Raw genomic sequence first — 17,056 nt, 5'->3', positions numbered from 1 at the left:
AAGCATCTAAGCATGAAGCCCCCCTCGAGATGAAATTTCCCATCACTTCAAGTGAGTAAGATCCCTTGTAGACGACAAGGTTGATAGGTCAGAGGTGGAAGCGTGGTGACACGTGCAGCTGACTGATACTAATCGATCGAGGACTTATCTATCTCTATTGAAAAAAACGTTACGATGTCTCTTATCTAGTTTTGAAGGTATATCCTTCAACTACATAGGTTTGGTGGCTTTGGCGAAGAGGTCACACCTGTTCCCATGCCGAACACAGAAGTTAAGCTCTTCAGCGCCAATGGTAGTCGGGGTTTCGCCCCCGCAAGAGTAGGACGCCGCCAAGCACATTTATAAGAACCCTAGAAGATTTCGATCTTCTAGGGTTCTTTTTATTCTAAAATTATACTATACCGCTTTAAAGCTAACTTATGATTTATAATCTATCCTCGAACAGTCTATATGACAACCAACATTCTTAACATCTTCTGTAATGCCTTTTTATAATTAATAAAAGAAGTTTCTCCTCAGTGGTAAAACGGGTACATAAATAGGAAAACTTTTTACCTCTTTATCACATCCTAAAAAAGCAGACACTTTAAATACGAATCTCAATAAATCTTGTTTCTAGTATGTATTCATAAAGAAATACACAAATGAGATATAATCAAAATACTGGACTTAACATAAGTATAAATGGAGAAGATAAAAGGAGGGGTATGCTTGTCATTAGAAACATTTTTTGATGATTACTTTACCCTAATGATGTTCAGACTGATAACAGCAGTTATATTGTGTGGTCTGATAGGGTTTGAACGGGAAATAAAAAATCGGTCAGCTGGCTTCCGTACACATATCCTTGTAGGGGTAGGAGCTTGTGTCATGATGCTTTTATCCTTATATGGCTTTGACCCATACTTAAATAAGCATGATAGCATTCGTTTTGACCCAGCTAGGATTCCGTCCTATGTAATTAGTGGTATTGGTTTCTTAGGAGCTGGGACGATTATGGTGCATGGTATTACTATTAGAGGATTAACAACTGCTGCATCTATTTGGACAGTAGCAGGCCTAGGCCTTATTATTGGCGCAGGCATGTACGGTCCAGCTGTGCTAACGACAGTTGTTGTATTGCTTAGTTTGATTTTGTTAAATAACATAGAAAAGGTTATTCGAAACAGGTCAAACCAACATTTACAAATTTCTGTGCAACGAGATGTGTCATTAGGAGATATTGTTAAAGTTTTTGATCAATATGATATTAGTCTGCAACGCTTTGAGATTCAAAATGAAGAAGGGGATCAACGCACTATTTATGTAGAAATTCAACATGCACAGAATAATAGGCAAGTAAATTTATTTGATGATATCTCAAAGTTGCCATATGTTAGAGGCATTTATCACCGTAATTAATTGCGAGTTATTCATCTATGACTTGTCAATCATGTAGAGTATATGATTTGCATTTCAAAAAAGAATTTGTATAATAAAAGTATAGTCAAAGATAGTCAAAGTCAAAGGTGAGGAGGAGGGAGCATGCGAAATATATCTGACGTAATTGAATCGTATTTAAAGCAAATTATTGATCAAAGTAATCAAAATGCGATTGAAATTAAACGCAGTGAAATCGCTGACCATTTTCAGTGTGTGCCTTCTCAGATCAATTACGTGATTAAAACTCGCTTCACAGTGGAAAAAGGGTATATAGTCGAAAGTAAACGAGGTGGCGGTGGGTACATTCGAATTAGTCGTATCGAATACCAGGATGAGATCAAACTTATCAATGAGTTGGTCAACATGGTTCAACCGAAAATATCTCAACAAGGGGCTATAGATATCATTGAACGATTGTTAGAGGACGAACTAATTACTTCTCGTGAAGCTAGGATCATGGCTAGTGGAATTTCGAGAGATGTGTTAGCAGTTCCTATAGCTCTTCGTGATGAAATTCGTGCTCGAATACTAGCAGCTATGCTAACATCGTTGAAATATAAACAATAAGGGAAGGAGCGAGTTGTATGGAATGTCAAGAATGCCATCAACGCCCTGCAACTTTGCATTTCACCCAAGTCATTAATGGCAATAAAACCGAAGTGCATGTCTGTGAAAAATGCGCTTATGAAAAAGGGTATATGTCCCAGAATCAGGATTCATTTTCACTTCATAATCTTTTATCTGGGTTGTTTAACTTTGAGACGTATCCTATGTCAGAGTCACAAACACCAAACTATTCATATAGTACCCAACAAGGATTGAAATGTGAGAAGTGTGGTCTTACTTATCAAGAGTTCACACGAATCGGTAAGTTTGGTTGTGCTGAGTGTTATCGAACATTCGGTGAAAAATTAAATCCAATATTCCGAAGAGTGCATAGCGGTAATACACGACATGACGGGAAAATTCCTGTGCGAACTGGAGGCAATCTTCAAATAAGAAAACAAATCGATGATAAAAGGCAAGAGATGCAACGTCTTATTCACGAAGAAAACTTTGAAGAAGCAGCTAAAGTTCGTGATCAAATTCGGTCACTTCAAGAACAAATCAATTCAGATATTTCAGATGATAGGGATGGTGATGAATAATGTCCCTAGAACGGGTAATGAATGAAGCTATAAGTCCGTGGATGAAAGAGGAAGGGCCAGACAGTGATATCGTGTTGAGCAGTCGTGTACGGTTGGCACGTAATTTCGAAGACATTCCCTTTCCAATTTTAGCCGATGAAGAGGACTTAACTCGTATAATAGATTATTTTCAACAAGAATACGCTCAGCAATCTTTTGAGTCGTATCAGGATTTAGAATTAATCAGAATGAAAGATTTAAAAGATGTCGAAAAGCGCGTATTAGTTGAAAAACATTTAATTAGCCCTCATCTTTCTGATCACGCGAACTATGGAGGTGTGCTCATATCAGAAAATGAGCAAGTTTCCATTATGGTGAACGAAGAAGATCATATGCGTATTCAATTGTATGTACCAGGCTATCAATTAGAAAAAGCTTTGAATGAAGCTTCAAAGCTTGATGACTGGCTTGAGGAAAACATCAATTATGCATTTGATGAGGAACGCGGTTACCTCACTAGCTGTCCAACAAATGTCGGAACAGGCTTAAGAGCATCAGTTATGATGCACCTACCTGCTCTAGTTATGACACAGCAAATGAACCGTTTAGTTCCTGCTATTAACCAATTAGGATTAGTAGTTCGAGGCATTTATGGAGAGGGTAGTGAAGCTTTAGGGAACATTTTTCAAATATCAAATCAAATCACCCTTGGGAAATCAGAAAAAGACATTGTAGAGGATTTGAAAAGTGTCGTTCATCAGTTAATTGAACATGAGAGAACCGCTCGAGACCGTATAATTGGTCAGACAGGGGTACAACTCGAGGATAAGATATTCCGTTCATATGGTGTGCTTTCGAACAGCAGAATTATTGAATCGAAAGAAGCAGCTAAATGTTTATCAGATTTACGACTGGGAATTGATTTAGGCTACATTAAAAATGTATCGAAAACAATCCTCAATGAATTAATGATTTTAACGCAACCAGGGTTTTTACAACAATATGCACAAAAATCACTAACACCGGAAGAGCGAGATGTTCGTCGAGCATCTCTCATCCGAGAGCGACTACAATTAGAAAATTAATCTTGTAAGGAGGGAAGCCCTATGATGTTTGGGCGTTTTACAGAAAGAGCACAAAAAGTTTTAGCATTAGCTCAGGAAGAAGCAGTTCGCCTAGGTCATAACAACATTGGAACAGAACATATTTTGTTAGGTTTAGTACGAGAAGGAGAAGGGATCGCTGCCAAAGCTCTTGCAGCTCTTGGTTTAGCTGCAGATAAAATTCAAGAAGAAGTCGAACAGTTAATCGGTTCAGGGGATAAAGTTTCCCAAACGATTCACTATACACCACGTGCTAAAAAGGTTATCGAATTATCCATGGATGAAGCTAGAAAACTAGGTCACTCCTATGTTGGAACTGAGCACATCTTACTTGGCTTAATTCGTGAAGGAGAAGGTGTAGCAGCACGCGTTCTAAATAATCTAGGGGTTAGCTTAAATAAGGCACGTCAACAAGTGTTGCAGCTTCTAGGAAGCAATGAGTCTACCTCTAATAGTCGAGGTGGGGGTCAAGCATCAAGTGCTAATACACCAACGTTAGACTCTCTAGCACGTGATTTAACTACGGTAGCAAAAGAGGGGAACATCGACCCTGTTATTGGACGTAGTGAAGAGATTGAACGGGTTATACAGGTGCTTAGTCGTCGTACTAAGAACAACCCGGTATTAATTGGTGAGCCTGGTGTTGGTAAAACAGCCATTGCTGAAGGTTTAGCTCAACAAATCGTAAATAATGAAGTACCGGAAATCTTACGTGATAAGCGCGTAATGACATTAGATATGGGTACAGTAGTAGCTGGGACAAAATATCGTGGTGAATTTGAAGATCGTTTGAAGAAAGTGATGGAGGAAATTCGCCAAGCAGGCAATATCATTCTATTCATTGATGAGCTTCACACATTAATTGGCGCAGGAGGAGCAGAAGGTGCGATTGATGCATCGAACATCTTAAAACCTTCTCTAGCTCGTGGAGACTTACAATGTATCGGAGCTACAACTCTAGAAGAATATCGTAAATATATTGAGAAAGATGCAGCCCTTGAACGTCGTTTCCAACCAATTCAGGTAGATGAACCTACTAATGAAGAGTCTGAACAAATCTTACAAGGCCTTCGTGACCGTTACGAAGCACACCACCGTGTGACGATCACAGATGAAGCAATCAAATCAGCTGTAAAACTTTCAGACCGATATATCCAAGATCGTTTCTTACCAGATAAAGCGATAGACTTAATTGATGAAGCAGCTTCTAAAGTTCGCTTACGTTCTTATACAGCACCACCAAACTTAAAAGAATTAGAACAGAAGCTTGAAGAAGTTCGTAAAGAAAAAGATGCAGCCGTTCAAAGTCAAGAATTTGAAAAAGCAGCTTCTCTGCGTGATAACGAACAAAAGCTTCGTGAAGAGTTAGATAAAACGAAAGATGAATGGAAGGAACAACAAGGTCAAGAAAACTCAGAAGTTACCACTGAGGATATTGCGTCTGTTGTATCTACATGGACTGGAGTTCCGGTTTCTAAGCTAGCCAAGGATGAAAGTGAGCGTCTTCTTAACTTAGAAGAAGTTCTCCACGATCGTGTCATAGGTCAGGGAGAAGCTGTCAAAGCTATCTCAAAAGCCATTCGTCGTGCACGTTCAGGTCTTAAAGATCCAAAACGACCGATTGGCTCATTCATATTCTTAGGACCAACAGGTGTAGGTAAGACAGAACTAGCACGCGCATTAGCAGAAACCATGTTCGGTGAAGAAGATGCTATGATCCGTGTTGATATGTCTGAGTACATGGAGAAACACTCCACGTCTCGACTAGTAGGTTCACCTCCTGGCTATGTAGGCTATGAGGAAGGTGGTCAATTAACGGAGAAAGTTCGCCAAAAGCCTTACTCTGTAATTCTGTTGGATGAGATTGAGAAAGCTCACCCAGACGTCTTCAATACACTGTTACAGGTATTAGAAGATGGACGCCTAACAGACTCAAAAGGTCGTACAGTGGACTTCCGTAATACGGTTATTATTATGACTTCAAACGTTGGTGCACAAGAGTTGAAATCCAACAAATATGCTGGATTTACAATGGATGACTCCGGCCAAGATTATAAAGACATGAAGTCTAAAGTAATGGAAGAAATGAAGAAAGCATTCCGTCCAGAGTTCTTAAACCGTATTGATGAAATCATTGTCTTCCACTCTCTTGAGAAGAAGCACATGAAAGACATCGTGAAACTGATGGTAGATCAGCTTCAAAAACGCTTAACAGAACTTGAGGTCGACTTCTCTCTTACAGATGCTGCTCTAGAAAAAATCGCAAATGAAGGCTTTGATCCTGAATATGGTGCCCGACCACTACGTCGCTCTATTCAGAAAAACGTAGAAGACCTTCTTTCTGAAGAGCTTCTAAAAGAATCGATCTCTCAAGGCGAAAATGTTGTAATTGATGTGAATAAAAACGATGAATTTTACGTTTCATCAAAATAAAACAAAAATTTCTGGTAGAAGCATCTATTGAAAATTTTATGAATCGGAAGGCGTTAGCCTTCCGATTTTTTTTCATATCCGATAAGATCAGGGTATATAGAATTTTAATACGTACAGTACACTTCATTACGTAAAAGAACGTAACGAGAATGTAAACGCATTGTAACCCAATACAAAAGGGATCGTATGAGATAATAAGAAGAGTAAGACTCTTCTTTAAGGAGAGAAAATAGAATGGCCAAGCAAAAATCGAAATTTGTATGTCAGGAATGTGGTTATGAGACGCCAAAATGGATGGGAAAGTGTCCAGGATGTCATAAATGGAACACTCTTGTAGAAGAGAGAGTAGCATCGAATACATCTGGTCGACATACATTTGTAACAGGGGATACTTCTGGTAAAGTAAAGCCGGAAAAGATAACAGAAATCGCATCCCAAAAAGAACCTCGAATTGAAACAGATATGCCAGAGGTGAACCGCGTACTTGGAGGAGGTATCGTACCAGGATCACTTGTCCTCATTGGTGGTGACCCTGGAATTGGTAAGTCTACCATTTTGCTTCAAGTTTCATCTCAATTAGCTCATAAAAAGAATAAAGTACTCTATATATCCGGTGAGGAATCTCCTAAGCAAACAAAGCTGCGAGCAGATCGTCTAGGGGTTTTATCAGATCACCTATATGTCTTGTCAGAAACCAATATGGCAGATGTTTCTCAAAATATTGATCAAATCCAACCATCGTTTGTTGTTATTGACTCGATTCAAACCATCTTCAAAGAAGAAGTAGCGTCTGCTCCGGGAAGTGTCTCTCAGGTAAGAGAATGTACAAGTGAATTAATGCGAATAGCTAAACAAAAAGGAATTCCGATATTCATTGTTGGACATGTCACTAAAGAGGGGTCTATTGCAGGTCCACGCTTACTCGAACATATGGTTGATGCTGTTTTATACTTTGAAGGAGAACGTCATCATACCTTCCGAATTTTAAGAAGTGTTAAAAACCGTTTTGGTAGTACCCACGAAATGGGTATATTTGAAATGAAAGAAGAAGGTCTGCGAGAAGTAGAAAATCCTTCTGAAATCTTTCTGGAAGAACGGTCGCAAGGTGCAGCTGGTTCCACAGTTGTTGCATCCATGGAAGGAACACGCCCGATTCTTGTGGAAATCCAATCTCTTATATCTCCAACAAGCTATGGCAATCCAAGAAGGATGGCCACAGGAGTAGACAGTAATCGTGTGCCACTTTTAATGGCAGTACTAGAAAAACGTGTTGGGTTGCTCCTACAAAATCAAGATGCTTATGTAAAGGTAGCAGGTGGAGTCAAGTTAGATGAACCTGCCATTGATTTGGCTGTAGCTGTAAGTATTGCCTCGAGCTTTCAAGACCGTGCATCCAAAGCAGATGATGTTTTGATTGGGGAAGTTGGATTAACAGGTGAAGTGAGAAGGGTTGCTCGAATTGAACAGCGTGTCCAAGAAGCTGCAAAGCTAGGTTTCAAGCGTGCAATTGTACCTAAAAAGAACCTTAGTGGCTGGACGTTCCCTGATAATATAGAGATTATCGGCGTGAATTCTGTTCAGGAGGCTTTGAAGCAGACGTTGGGAGGATCATAAATGGAATGGTATGAGCAGAAAGAGTCTATGATTGGAGATATATTACGATTTGTAGCTCCCGGTACTCCAATTCGAGAAGGAATAGAGAATGTATTAAGAGCTAATACAGGCGGGTTAATTGTCTTAGGATATAACGATAAGATGCTACATCTAGTAGATGGAGGCTTTCATATTCAGTCAGATTTCTCACCGGCAAACCTTTATGAACTGGCTAAAATGGATGGAGCGATTATTCTAAATGGAGATGGAACAGAGATATTATATGCAAATGCCCAGTTAATGCCCGACCCATCTATTCCATCAACGGAGACAGGAATGAGACATCGTACTGCTGAGCGTGTAGCAAAGCAAACGGGTAATCTGGTTGTTGCTATTTCTCAACGTCGTAATGTGATCACGCTGTATAAGGGCAGTTTACGATATGCACTTAAAGATATTGGCGTAATTTTAACAAAGGCTAATCAGGCTATGCAGACGCTTGAGAAGTACAAAAATGTGTTAGATCAAGGGATTACCAATCTTGGAGCTTTGGAATTTGAGGAGATGGTCACATTCTCTGAGGTCATACAGGTCATTCACCGCATTGAGATGGTGCTTCGTATTAAGAATGAAATGCTCAATTATGTGGATGAACTTGGAACAGAAGGGCGCTTAATTCAGCTCCAACTGACAGAGCTTGTTTCAAATGTTGAAGATGAAGCGGCTTTATTGATTAAAGATTATAGTAAACGCTCTGATTACGAACCGTATTATATGCTGAAAAAATTACAAGAAGTAAACCAAACAGAATTATTAGATGACGCACAAATTCTCAAATTATTAGGATATAGCTCAACTACAAAGTTAGAAGATCCTGTAATGCCTCGAGGGTATCGTATCCTGAATCGTATTCCACGCTTACCATCTCTAATCGTTACACACATCATTGATCGTTTTGGAACGTTGAATGAAGTGGTTAAAGCTTCTACGAAAGAGTTGGTTGTAGTAGATGGTGTAGGTGAAGTAAGGGCGGGTAAGATCAAAGAAGGATTAAATCGTATTCAAGAGCAATTGTTTATTGATCGAAATATTTAGTTTGAAATGAAATTGACATAATATCAAATACTATGTTAAGATTTAATGTTCTAAATTAATTGACTATTTTTGTAAATTGTGATACTGTTTCGTCAGACAATAAGATTTTTTATGACAATGGATTTATATCGATTAGATTTTAATATTATTGGTAATACTGCATGCTAGGAGGTGACCGTAGTGCTTAAACGAATTGTGCAATTATTTATTCTTATTGCAGGCGGAACGTTGGGCTTTTTGTATCTTCCGGATTTATTTGATAATTTTTGGAATGCAGACAATTGGCTTCATAGCGTGACCGGGATGATTACTGGAGCACTTATTCTTTATTTACTAACATTTTGGTTTGTCGATTATATTGTGGATTTCTTAAGATGGATTGAGGAAACGCTTGTACGCGTTCCTGTTGCTGATCTTTTATTTGGTAGCTTTGGATTACTAATTGGTTTATTAGTAGCTTATCTTGTGAACATAACCCTACAAGATATTGAGTTTACACTCGTATCTCAAGTACTTCCCATTTTCATAACAATCTTTTTAGGCTATTTAGGATTTCAAGTTGGTTTTAAACGTAAGGATGAATTTGTTAGTCTATTAACGATTGCGACGAAAAAGGAAAAGGACAAAGAAAAAACGAATTCCACTGATTCAGAGAATGATGATGAAAACACAGTAGACCAACCAAAAGCAAAAATTCTTGATACAAGCGTTATTATTGATGGACGCATCGCTGATATTTGTCAGACACATTTCCTTGAGGGAACAATTCTAATTCCTCAATTCGTATTGGAAGAACTACAGCATATCGCTGACTCTTCAGACGTATTGAAACGAAATCGTGGACGTCGTGGTTTAGATGTTCTGAATCGTATGCAAAAAGAAATCCCTGTAAACGTTGAGATCTATGAAGGGGATTTTGAAGACATTCAAGAAGTTGATAGTAAGCTTGTGAAACTTGCAAAATTAATCAATGGCGTGGTTGTAACGAATGATTTCAACCTGAATAAAGTATGTGAGTTTCAAAATGTACAAGTTCTAAACATCAATGATCTCGCCAATGCTGTTAAGCCAGTTGTTCTTCCAGGTGAAGAATTAACGGTGAACGTTATTAAAGATGGTAAAGAAGAAAATCAAGGTGTCGCTTATCTTGACGATGGAACGATGATTGTCGTTGAAGAAGGTAAGAGTTATATTGGCCAAACGATTGAAGTACTTGTAACGAGTGTACTTCAAACATCTGCTGGACGTATGATATTCGCAAAGCCAAAACTACTTGAAAAAGCGCTATAAAAACGGTATAAACAAATAGGAGCATACAAAAGTGATAACAGTTTATGTTATCGCTTTTGTTATTTCAGGAACATAATTATAGAATGGATCAATAGGGTGGCTTAACATGATTTCATATCAGGCGATTGTTTTAGCAGCGGGTCAAGGGAAGCGGATGCAGGCAGGACAGAACAAGCAGTTTCTAACGTTACAAGGAAAACCGCTCATCATACATACACTACTTATTTTTCACCAGGACTCTGCTTGTCAGGCCATAAAACTTGTGGTGAACCCACGAGAAGAAAACATAATACAGGAACTTATAGATCAGTATCAGCTTGGCGATAAGGTAGAAGTCGTACATGGTGGTAAAGAACGTCAGGATAGCGTTTATGAAGGCTTACGTGCTTGTGAGGGGGAAGGAGAAGTCGTACTTATTCACGACGGGGCTCGTCCTTTTGTGCAGCATGAAAACCTTCGTAAATTGACAGAACAAGCGATACAGAGTGGAGCGGCTCTATTAGCAGTACCGGTAACGGATACAATAAAGAGTTATCAAGAGGGCTCGCTTTCGACACTAGATCGGAAGCAGTTATGGGCTGCACAAACCCCTCAAGCTTTTCGTTTTTCCGTTATTAAAGATGCTCATGAAAAAGCAAAGCAAGAGGGGTATTATGGAACAGATGATACCTCTTTGGTGGAAAGACTCAACCAAAAAGTAGAAGTTGTAGCTGGAAGTTACGACAATATAAAACTAACGACACCTGAAGATATGGAAAAAGCCCATGCTATACTTAAAAAAAGAGCAAATGAACAGAAAAAGGAGAGGAACAGTATGTTTCGTATCGGACAAGGCTTTGATGTTCACCAATTTGCAGAAGATCGTCCTTGTATTATCGGAGGCATTGAGATTCCATATGAGAAAGGGTTGTTAGGACATTCTGATGCAGATGTGCTTCTTCATACTGTAGCGGATGCTTGTTTGGGAGCTATCGGTGAAGGTGATATCGGAAAACATTTTCCGGATACAGATCCATCTTTTAAAGATGCAGACTCACAAGCGTTGTTAAGTCATGTATGGAGTATCGTGAAGGATCAAGGGTATTCCCTGGGTAATATTGATTGTACAGTTATTGCGCAAGCTCCAAAGATGGCTCCATACATTGAAGATATTCGAAATAATATCGCACGCATATTAGAGGTAGAACCTTCGCAAATTAATGTCAAAGCAACAACGACAGAGAAACTAGGATTTCCGGGTCGAAAAGAGGGAATCGCAGCTCAAGCGGTTGTTTTACTCCAACGCTCATAATCGCTATAATATGCTAGGGAACAATGTTGAGGCAAAATAGATCCGTAGATGATAAAATAGAGGCAAATGCTTCGGAAGCACACGAAGGAAGGGGAAAAATTATGACAAACGAAGTTCGCGTACGTTATGCACCAAGCCCGACAGGCCATTTACACATAGGAAATGCGCGTACGGCTTTATTTAATTACTTATATGCTCGCCACCTAGGAGGTAAATTTGTAATCCGTATTGAGGATACAGATGAGAAACGTAATGTTGCTGGTGGAGAGCAGAGCCAGATGGAATTCCTGAAATGGCTCGGAATGGATTGGGATGAGAGCGTCGACGTAGGCGGCGACTATGGTCCTTATCGTCAAATGGAACGCTTAGATATCTATCAAAAATATATCGATGAATTGCTTGAAAAAGGACTAGCTTATAAATGCTATATGACAGAGGATGAGCTGGAAGCAGAACGTGAAGAACAACGCGCTAAAGGTGAGGTTCCGAAATATTCAGGGGCACATCGCGATTTAACAGAAGAGCAAATAAAACAATTTGAAGATGAAGGTCTTCAGCCGAGTATCCGTATTCGTGTGCCAGAAGGTAAGACATATACGTTTACTGATATTGTACGTGGTGAAATCACATTTGAATCAAGTGACTTTGGTGACTGGGTAATCGCGAAGAAAAATGGTACACCAACCTATAACTTTGCGGTAGCAGTCGATGATTACCTTATGAAAATCACCGACGTATTGCGTGGAGAGGAGCATATCTCAAATACGCCTAAGCAGATGATGGTGTATGACGCATTTGGTTGGGAAGCTCCAAATTTTGGCCACATGGCATTAATCTTAAATGAACAGCGTAAGAAATTAAGTAAGCGTGATGAACATATCCTTCAGTTCATCGGTCAATATGAAAAGTTGGGTTATTTACCGGAAGCGCTATTTAACTTTATTACACTTCTTGGCTGGTCTCCTGTTGGTGAAGAAGAAATTTTCACAAAAGATCAATTGATTGATATCTTTGATCCAGCTCGTTTATCTTCTTCTCCTGCTGTCTTTGACCCAGCGAAACTGAAGTGGATTAACAATCAATATATAAAAGCTGCTGATTTAGATCGTGTTGTAGAACTTGCTCTTCCTCATTTAGTAGAAGCGGGGCGTCTCCCTGAAAACATGAGCGATGACCAAAAGCAATGGGCACGTGAACTGATTGCTCTTTATCAAGAGCAATTGAATTACGCTGCTGAAATTGTTGAATTAACGGAGTTATTCTTCAAGCATGAGATTGAGTATGATGAAGAAGCAATGGAAGTACTTAAAGGGGAGCAAGTTCCAGAAGTACTTGAAACATTTAGTGCGAAGTTAGATGAGCTAGATGAATTTGAACCAGACGCTATTAAGAAAGCGATCAAAGCGGTTCAAAAGGAAACGGGCCACAAAGGGAAGAAATTATTCATGCCTGTTCGCGTTGCAACAACGGGTCAAACACATGGTCCTGAACTTCCAAATGCTATTCGTTTAGTTGGTAAAGATACTGTTCAAGCACGCCTTCAGAACGCAATCCAACAATTAAAAGCATAGAAGTTCACATTTTGAGGGAAATGTAATATAGTAAATATACAATATTGAACGTTGATGAGGAGAAGTAAAAAGTCGGAACCTTATCCAGAGAGGATCACCATCGGCTGGGAGTGATCTTAAGGAACTCTTTTGAAATGCACCTCAGAGTCTCTTGTAGAAAATAGTACACAAGAGCGGTTAGCTCACCGTTAACAGAGTTAAGTTGGAGATAGGCTTATATACACTCAGTCTATTCTCAAACAGAGTGGAACCGCGCAACCAAGCGTCTCTGTGTTAGATCTAACACAGAGGCGTTTTTTATTTAGAAAAGCGAAGGCTCATAGGAGCCGGAGCTAGACATAAAAAACAAAGGCGACGAACTAGGTTTTATTAAAGGAGGAGAAGCAAGTATGGGGAAACTTTTGAAGATGTTTAAAGAAGATGTCGACGTGGTGTTTGATCAAGACCCTGCTGCTAGAGGTCGATTCGAAGTTATTTTGACATATGCAGGCTTACATGCGATCTGGTCGCACCGTATTGCTCATGCTTGTTATAAAAGGAAATTTTTCTTTTTAGCTAGAGTGATCTCTCAAGTCAGTCGCTTTTTTACAGGTATCGAGATTCACCCAGGTGCACAAATTGGGCGTCGTTTTTTTATTGACCATGGTATGGGAGTAGTCATTGGCGAAACGTGTGAAATAGGAGATAACGTAACCCTTTTCCAAGGAGTTACACTTGGAGGGACAGGTAAGGAAAAGGGAAAACGCCACCCGACTTTAAAAGACAATTCCCTCGTAGCTACCGGTGCAAAGGTGCTAGGGTCGATTACAATTGGGGAAAACTCTAAAGTGGGAGCAGGTTCAGTTGTCTTACATGAGGTTCCGGATAATTCAACTGTTGTTGGGATCCCAGGAACTGTCGTTATGCAGGATGGAAAGAAAGTAAGTAAGAATCTAGATCATCACAAGATGCCTGATCCAGTCGCTGATAAAATAAATGAACTAGAACAACAAATTGAGTCGCTAAAACAAGAAATCAATGAACAAAAAGGAAAAAGGAGTGAGTGACGATGTCGATTAAAATCTATAACACTCTAACTCGTCAAAAGGAAACGTTCCAACCGATAGAGGAAGGTAAGGTAAAAATGTATGTATGCGGTCCGACTGTGTACAACTACATCCATATCGGTAATGCACGTCCAGCAATCGTGTTCGATACAGTTCGCAGGTATTTTGAGTATCAAGGTTATGAAGTGGAGTACGCATTAAACTTCACGGATGTCGATGATAAGCTCATTAAGGCAGCGAATGAAATGAATGAAGAAGTCCCAGATATTGCGGAGCGTTTTATTAAAGCTTACAAAGAAGATGTAGGGGCATTTGGAATTAGAGAAGCGGTACACCACCCTCGTGTAACAGAAAATATGGATGAAATTATTGAATTTATCCAAACCTTAGTTGATAAAGGTCACGCTTATGAATCAGGTGGAGACGTTTACTTCCGTACACGTTCCTTTGATTCTTACGGTAAACTTTCACACCAATCCATTGATGAATTACGCTCGGGTGCTCGTATTGAAGTTGGAGAGAAAAAAGAAGACCCAATTGATTTCACATTATGGAAAAGTGCTAAAGATAATGAAATCTCATGGGAAAGTCCTTGGAGTAAAGGGCGTCCTGGCTGGCATATCGAATGCTCAGCTATGGCCAAGAAATACTTAGGCGACACCATTGATATTCATGCTGGTGGACAGGATTTAACCTTCCCGCACCACGAGAATGAAATTGCGCAATCAGAAGCATGCAATGATAAGACATTTGCTAATTATTGGATGCATAATGGGTATATCAATATCGAAAACGAAAAAATGTCAAAATCGCTAGGGAACTTTGTACTTGTTAACGACATCATTAAACAGCACGATCCACAAGTTATTCGATTTTTCATGCTAACAGTTCATTATCGTCATCCGATTAACTTTAGCGAGGCATTACTTCAAGGCGCGAAAAGTAGTCTAGAACGAATTAAGAATGCTCATCAAAACTTAGAGCATCGTAAACAATCTAGTACAAACTTAAACGGAAAAGATGAAGAGTGGCTAACAAAGTTGGAAGAATTCAAGCAACGTTTTATGGATGAAATGAACGATGACTTTAATACAGCCAACGCCATTTCGGTTCTCTTTGATATCACAAAAGAAGCGAACGTTTACCTGCAATCTTCCCATACATCTCAAGAAGTAATTGAAGCATTCCAAAAGGCTATTGTCGATCTAGCAGGTGTACTAGGTGTTCAAATTGAAGAAGCGGATGAGTTACTTGATGATGAAATTGATGCATTGATTCAAGAACGTATTGATGCTCGTAAAAACCGTGACTTCCAACGAGCTGATGAAATTCGAGATAATCTAAAAGAGCGCAATATTATTTTAGAAGACACTCCTCAAGGTACACGTTGGAAAAGAGGTTAAGCATGAATCAACAAGAAGTAAATGCGAAACAAATGAAAAGCTTAACGCTCGCTTATATGGGGGATGTGGTCTACGAACAGTATGTTCGTGAACACCTTATTCGAAGCGGAAGCATTAAGCCACAGCAGCTTCATCAGGCTGCTGTGAAATTTGTTTCTGCAAAATCCCAAGCAAATGTATTGAGAAAATGGTTTGAGGAAGATCAACTTTCTGATGAAGAACAAGGGGTTGTTCGTAGAGGGCGTAATGCAAAATCTGGTTCTATACCTAAAAATACGGATGTACAGACGTATAAATATAGCACAGCATTTGAAGCATTATTGGGGTATCATTACCTTTCTGGCAACGAAGAGAGGCTTTATCAATTGGTTGGTCATGCCATTCAAATTGTAGAGGAGGGAAATCAACATGAGTGAAGAATGGGTAATTGGTAAAAATGCCGTACAAGAATCGTTAAGATCAGGACGAGCAATAAATAAAATCATGGTATCTGAGCATTTGCAACGTAAGGCTAGTCAGAATATCCATCAGCTTGCAAAAGAAAAAGGAATACAGGTGCAACAAGTACCTCGAAAAAAGTTAGATCAACTAGTAGATGGTAACCACCAAGGTGTAATTGCATCTGTTGCTGCTTATACGTTTAGCGAAATGGATGACATCTTTAAAAAAGCAGAAGAGCAAGGGGAAGCCCCTTTTCTCTTGATCCTTGATGAGATTGAGGACCCGCACAATCTGGGTTCAATCTTACGAACAGCTGATGCTGCAGGTGTGCATGGTGTGGTTATTCCGAAGCGGCGTTCTGTCGGCTTAACAACGACTGTAGCCAAAACATCTACAGGGGCAATAGAGTATATACCTGTTGTTCGTGTGACTAACTTATCCAGAACAATTGAAGAACTAAAAGAAGAACATGTATGGGTGGTTGGTACAGATGCAACTGGTGAAGAGGATTATCGTCAGCTTCAAGGAGATATGCCTATTGCGCTAGTCATTGGTAGTGAAGGGAAAGGAATTAGTCGTTTAGTAAAAGAGAAATGTGATTGGACTGTTCGTTTACCAATGGCTGGTCATGTTACGTCTCTGAATGCATCCGTCTCTGCAAGTTTATTGATGTATGAAGTGTTCCGAAAACGCCACCCATTAGGGGAATAAGAATGAATGTTCTAATTGTAGATGGCTACAACATTATTGGAGATTGGCCAGAACTCCAAGCACTTCGTAATAAAGACCTTGGTCAAGCTCGTGATTTACTGATTGATAAGTTAGCTGAATATAAAGCTTATTCGGGTGATCGAGTGATTGTGGTATTTGATGCTCACATGGTGCGCGGGATTGAGAAGAAAGACAAGAACCACAAAGTGGAAGTTGTTTATACAAGAGAGAATGAAACAGCAGATGAACGAATTGAAAAATTAACACAAGAAGTGAAAAATGTTCGAAATCAAGTTTATGTAGCAACATCTGATTACACAGAACAAAGGACGATCTTTGGGCAAGGCGCTTTACGTAAATCGGCTAGGGAACTCCATATTGAAGTGAATAATATAGAAAAAGAGATAGAAAAAGAATTAGAATCTCAAAAACAGGTTCAATATAAACCGAAAATTCCGATAAAAAAGGAAGTACTAGACGTTTTTGAAAAGTGGCGAAGAGGTGAAAAGTAGCCATAAGCGCTGTTGACG

General features: G+C 39.4%; 15 protein-coding genes, 2 rRNA genes and 1 other annotated feature. All 17 genes read left to right on the top strand.

Features of this window, described 5'->3' with window-relative positions; all coding sequences use genetic code 11:
- Positions 1–152, top strand: a 23S ribosomal RNA gene (locus tag H514_RS0108440); the annotation flags it as partial.
- Positions 153–219: 67 nt separating this feature from the next.
- Positions 220–335, top strand: a 5S ribosomal RNA gene (gene rrf, locus H514_RS0108435).
- Between the two features lie 415 nt (positions 336–750).
- On the top strand, positions 751–1,401 hold the full coding sequence (locus tag H514_RS0108430; RefSeq protein WP_154657353.1) for an MgtC/SapB family protein: 651 nt from the start codon (positions 751–753) through the stop codon (positions 1,399–1,401).
- A gap of 123 nt (positions 1,402–1,524) precedes the next feature.
- Positions 1,525–1,989, top strand: a complete 465-nt coding sequence (locus H514_RS0108425) for a CtsR family transcriptional regulator (RefSeq protein ID WP_027446569.1) — start codon at positions 1,525–1,527, stop codon at positions 1,987–1,989.
- A gap of 17 nt (positions 1,990–2,006) precedes the next feature.
- Positions 2,007–2,570, top strand: a complete 564-nt coding sequence (locus H514_RS0108420) for a UvrB/UvrC motif-containing protein (RefSeq protein WP_027446568.1) — start codon at positions 2,007–2,009, stop codon at positions 2,568–2,570.
- Positions 2,570–3,634, top strand: a complete 1,065-nt coding sequence (locus H514_RS0108415) for a protein arginine kinase (protein WP_027446567.1) — start codon at positions 2,570–2,572, stop codon at positions 3,632–3,634. Before H514_RS0108420 ends, H514_RS0108415 begins: the two co-directional genes overlap by 1 nt.
- Before the next feature lie 21 nt (positions 3,635–3,655).
- Complete coding sequence (gene clpC, locus H514_RS0108410) at positions 3,656–6,085, top strand: ATP-dependent protease ATP-binding subunit ClpC (RefSeq protein ID WP_027446566.1); 2,430 nt, start codon at positions 3,656–3,658, stop codon at positions 6,083–6,085.
- A 234-nt stretch (positions 6,086–6,319) separates the two neighbouring features.
- On the top strand, positions 6,320–7,699 hold the full coding sequence (gene radA, locus H514_RS0108405; protein ID WP_027446565.1) for a DNA repair protein RadA: 1,380 nt from the start codon (positions 6,320–6,322) through the stop codon (positions 7,697–7,699).
- Positions 7,700–8,773: a DNA integrity scanning diadenylate cyclase DisA gene (disA, locus tag H514_RS0108400; RefSeq protein ID WP_027446564.1), complete on the top strand. Its 1,074-nt coding sequence runs from the start codon at positions 7,700–7,702 to the stop codon at positions 8,771–8,773.
- 180 nt (positions 8,774–8,953) lie between these two features.
- Entirely contained in the window at positions 8,954–10,063 is a 1,110-nt protein-coding gene (locus H514_RS0108395) for a PIN/TRAM domain-containing protein (RefSeq protein WP_027446563.1), read from the top strand.
- Between the two features lie 106 nt (positions 10,064–10,169).
- A complete protein-coding gene (locus H514_RS0108390; RefSeq protein ID WP_027446562.1) occupies positions 10,170–11,354 on the top strand; it encodes a bifunctional 2-C-methyl-D-erythritol 4-phosphate cytidylyltransferase/2-C-methyl-D-erythritol 2,4-cyclodiphosphate synthase in 1,185 nt (394 codons plus the stop codon).
- 101 nt (positions 11,355–11,455) lie between these two features.
- Positions 11,456–12,925, top strand: coding sequence for a glutamate--tRNA ligase (gene gltX / locus H514_RS0108385; protein ID WP_027446561.1), 1,470 nt, complete (start codon positions 11,456–11,458; stop codon positions 12,923–12,925).
- 42 nt (positions 12,926–12,967) lie between these two features.
- Positions 12,968–13,198: a binding site (T-box leader), on the top strand.
- Positions 13,199–13,314: 116 nt separating this feature from the next.
- Positions 13,315–13,971, top strand: coding sequence for a serine O-acetyltransferase (gene cysE / locus H514_RS0108380; protein ID WP_027446560.1), 657 nt, complete (start codon positions 13,315–13,317; stop codon positions 13,969–13,971).
- Positions 13,972–13,973: 2 nt separating this feature from the next.
- The gene (gene cysS, locus H514_RS0108375; RefSeq protein WP_027446559.1) at positions 13,974–15,374 is read left to right on the top strand and encodes a cysteine--tRNA ligase; all 1,401 of its coding nucleotides are present in this window, start codon (positions 13,974–13,976) and stop codon (positions 15,372–15,374) included.
- Between the two features lie 2 nt (positions 15,375–15,376).
- On the top strand, positions 15,377–15,790 hold the full coding sequence (locus H514_RS0108370; RefSeq protein ID WP_027446558.1) for a Mini-ribonuclease 3: 414 nt from the start codon (positions 15,377–15,379) through the stop codon (positions 15,788–15,790).
- Positions 15,783–16,526 (top strand): 23S rRNA (guanosine(2251)-2'-O)-methyltransferase RlmB, encoded by a 744-nt coding sequence (gene rlmB / locus H514_RS0108365; protein ID WP_027446557.1) that lies wholly within the window; start codon positions 15,783–15,785, stop codon positions 16,524–16,526. Before H514_RS0108370 ends, rlmB begins: the two co-directional genes overlap by 8 nt.
- Positions 16,527–16,528: 2 nt before the next feature.
- A complete protein-coding gene (locus H514_RS0108360; protein WP_027446556.1) occupies positions 16,529–17,038 on the top strand; it encodes an NYN domain-containing protein in 510 nt (169 codons plus the stop codon).
- The last annotated feature ends 18 nt before the right edge of the window (positions 17,039–17,056 follow it).

The sequence above is a fragment of the Pontibacillus marinus BH030004 = DSM 16465 genome, assembly GCF_000425225.1.
GTDB classification, from domain to species: domain Bacteria; phylum Bacillota; class Bacilli; order Bacillales; family BH030062; genus Pontibacillus; species Pontibacillus marinus.
The sequence above is the reverse complement of the archived record's forward strand: the minus strand, read 5'-3'. Positions and strand labels throughout refer to the sequence as shown.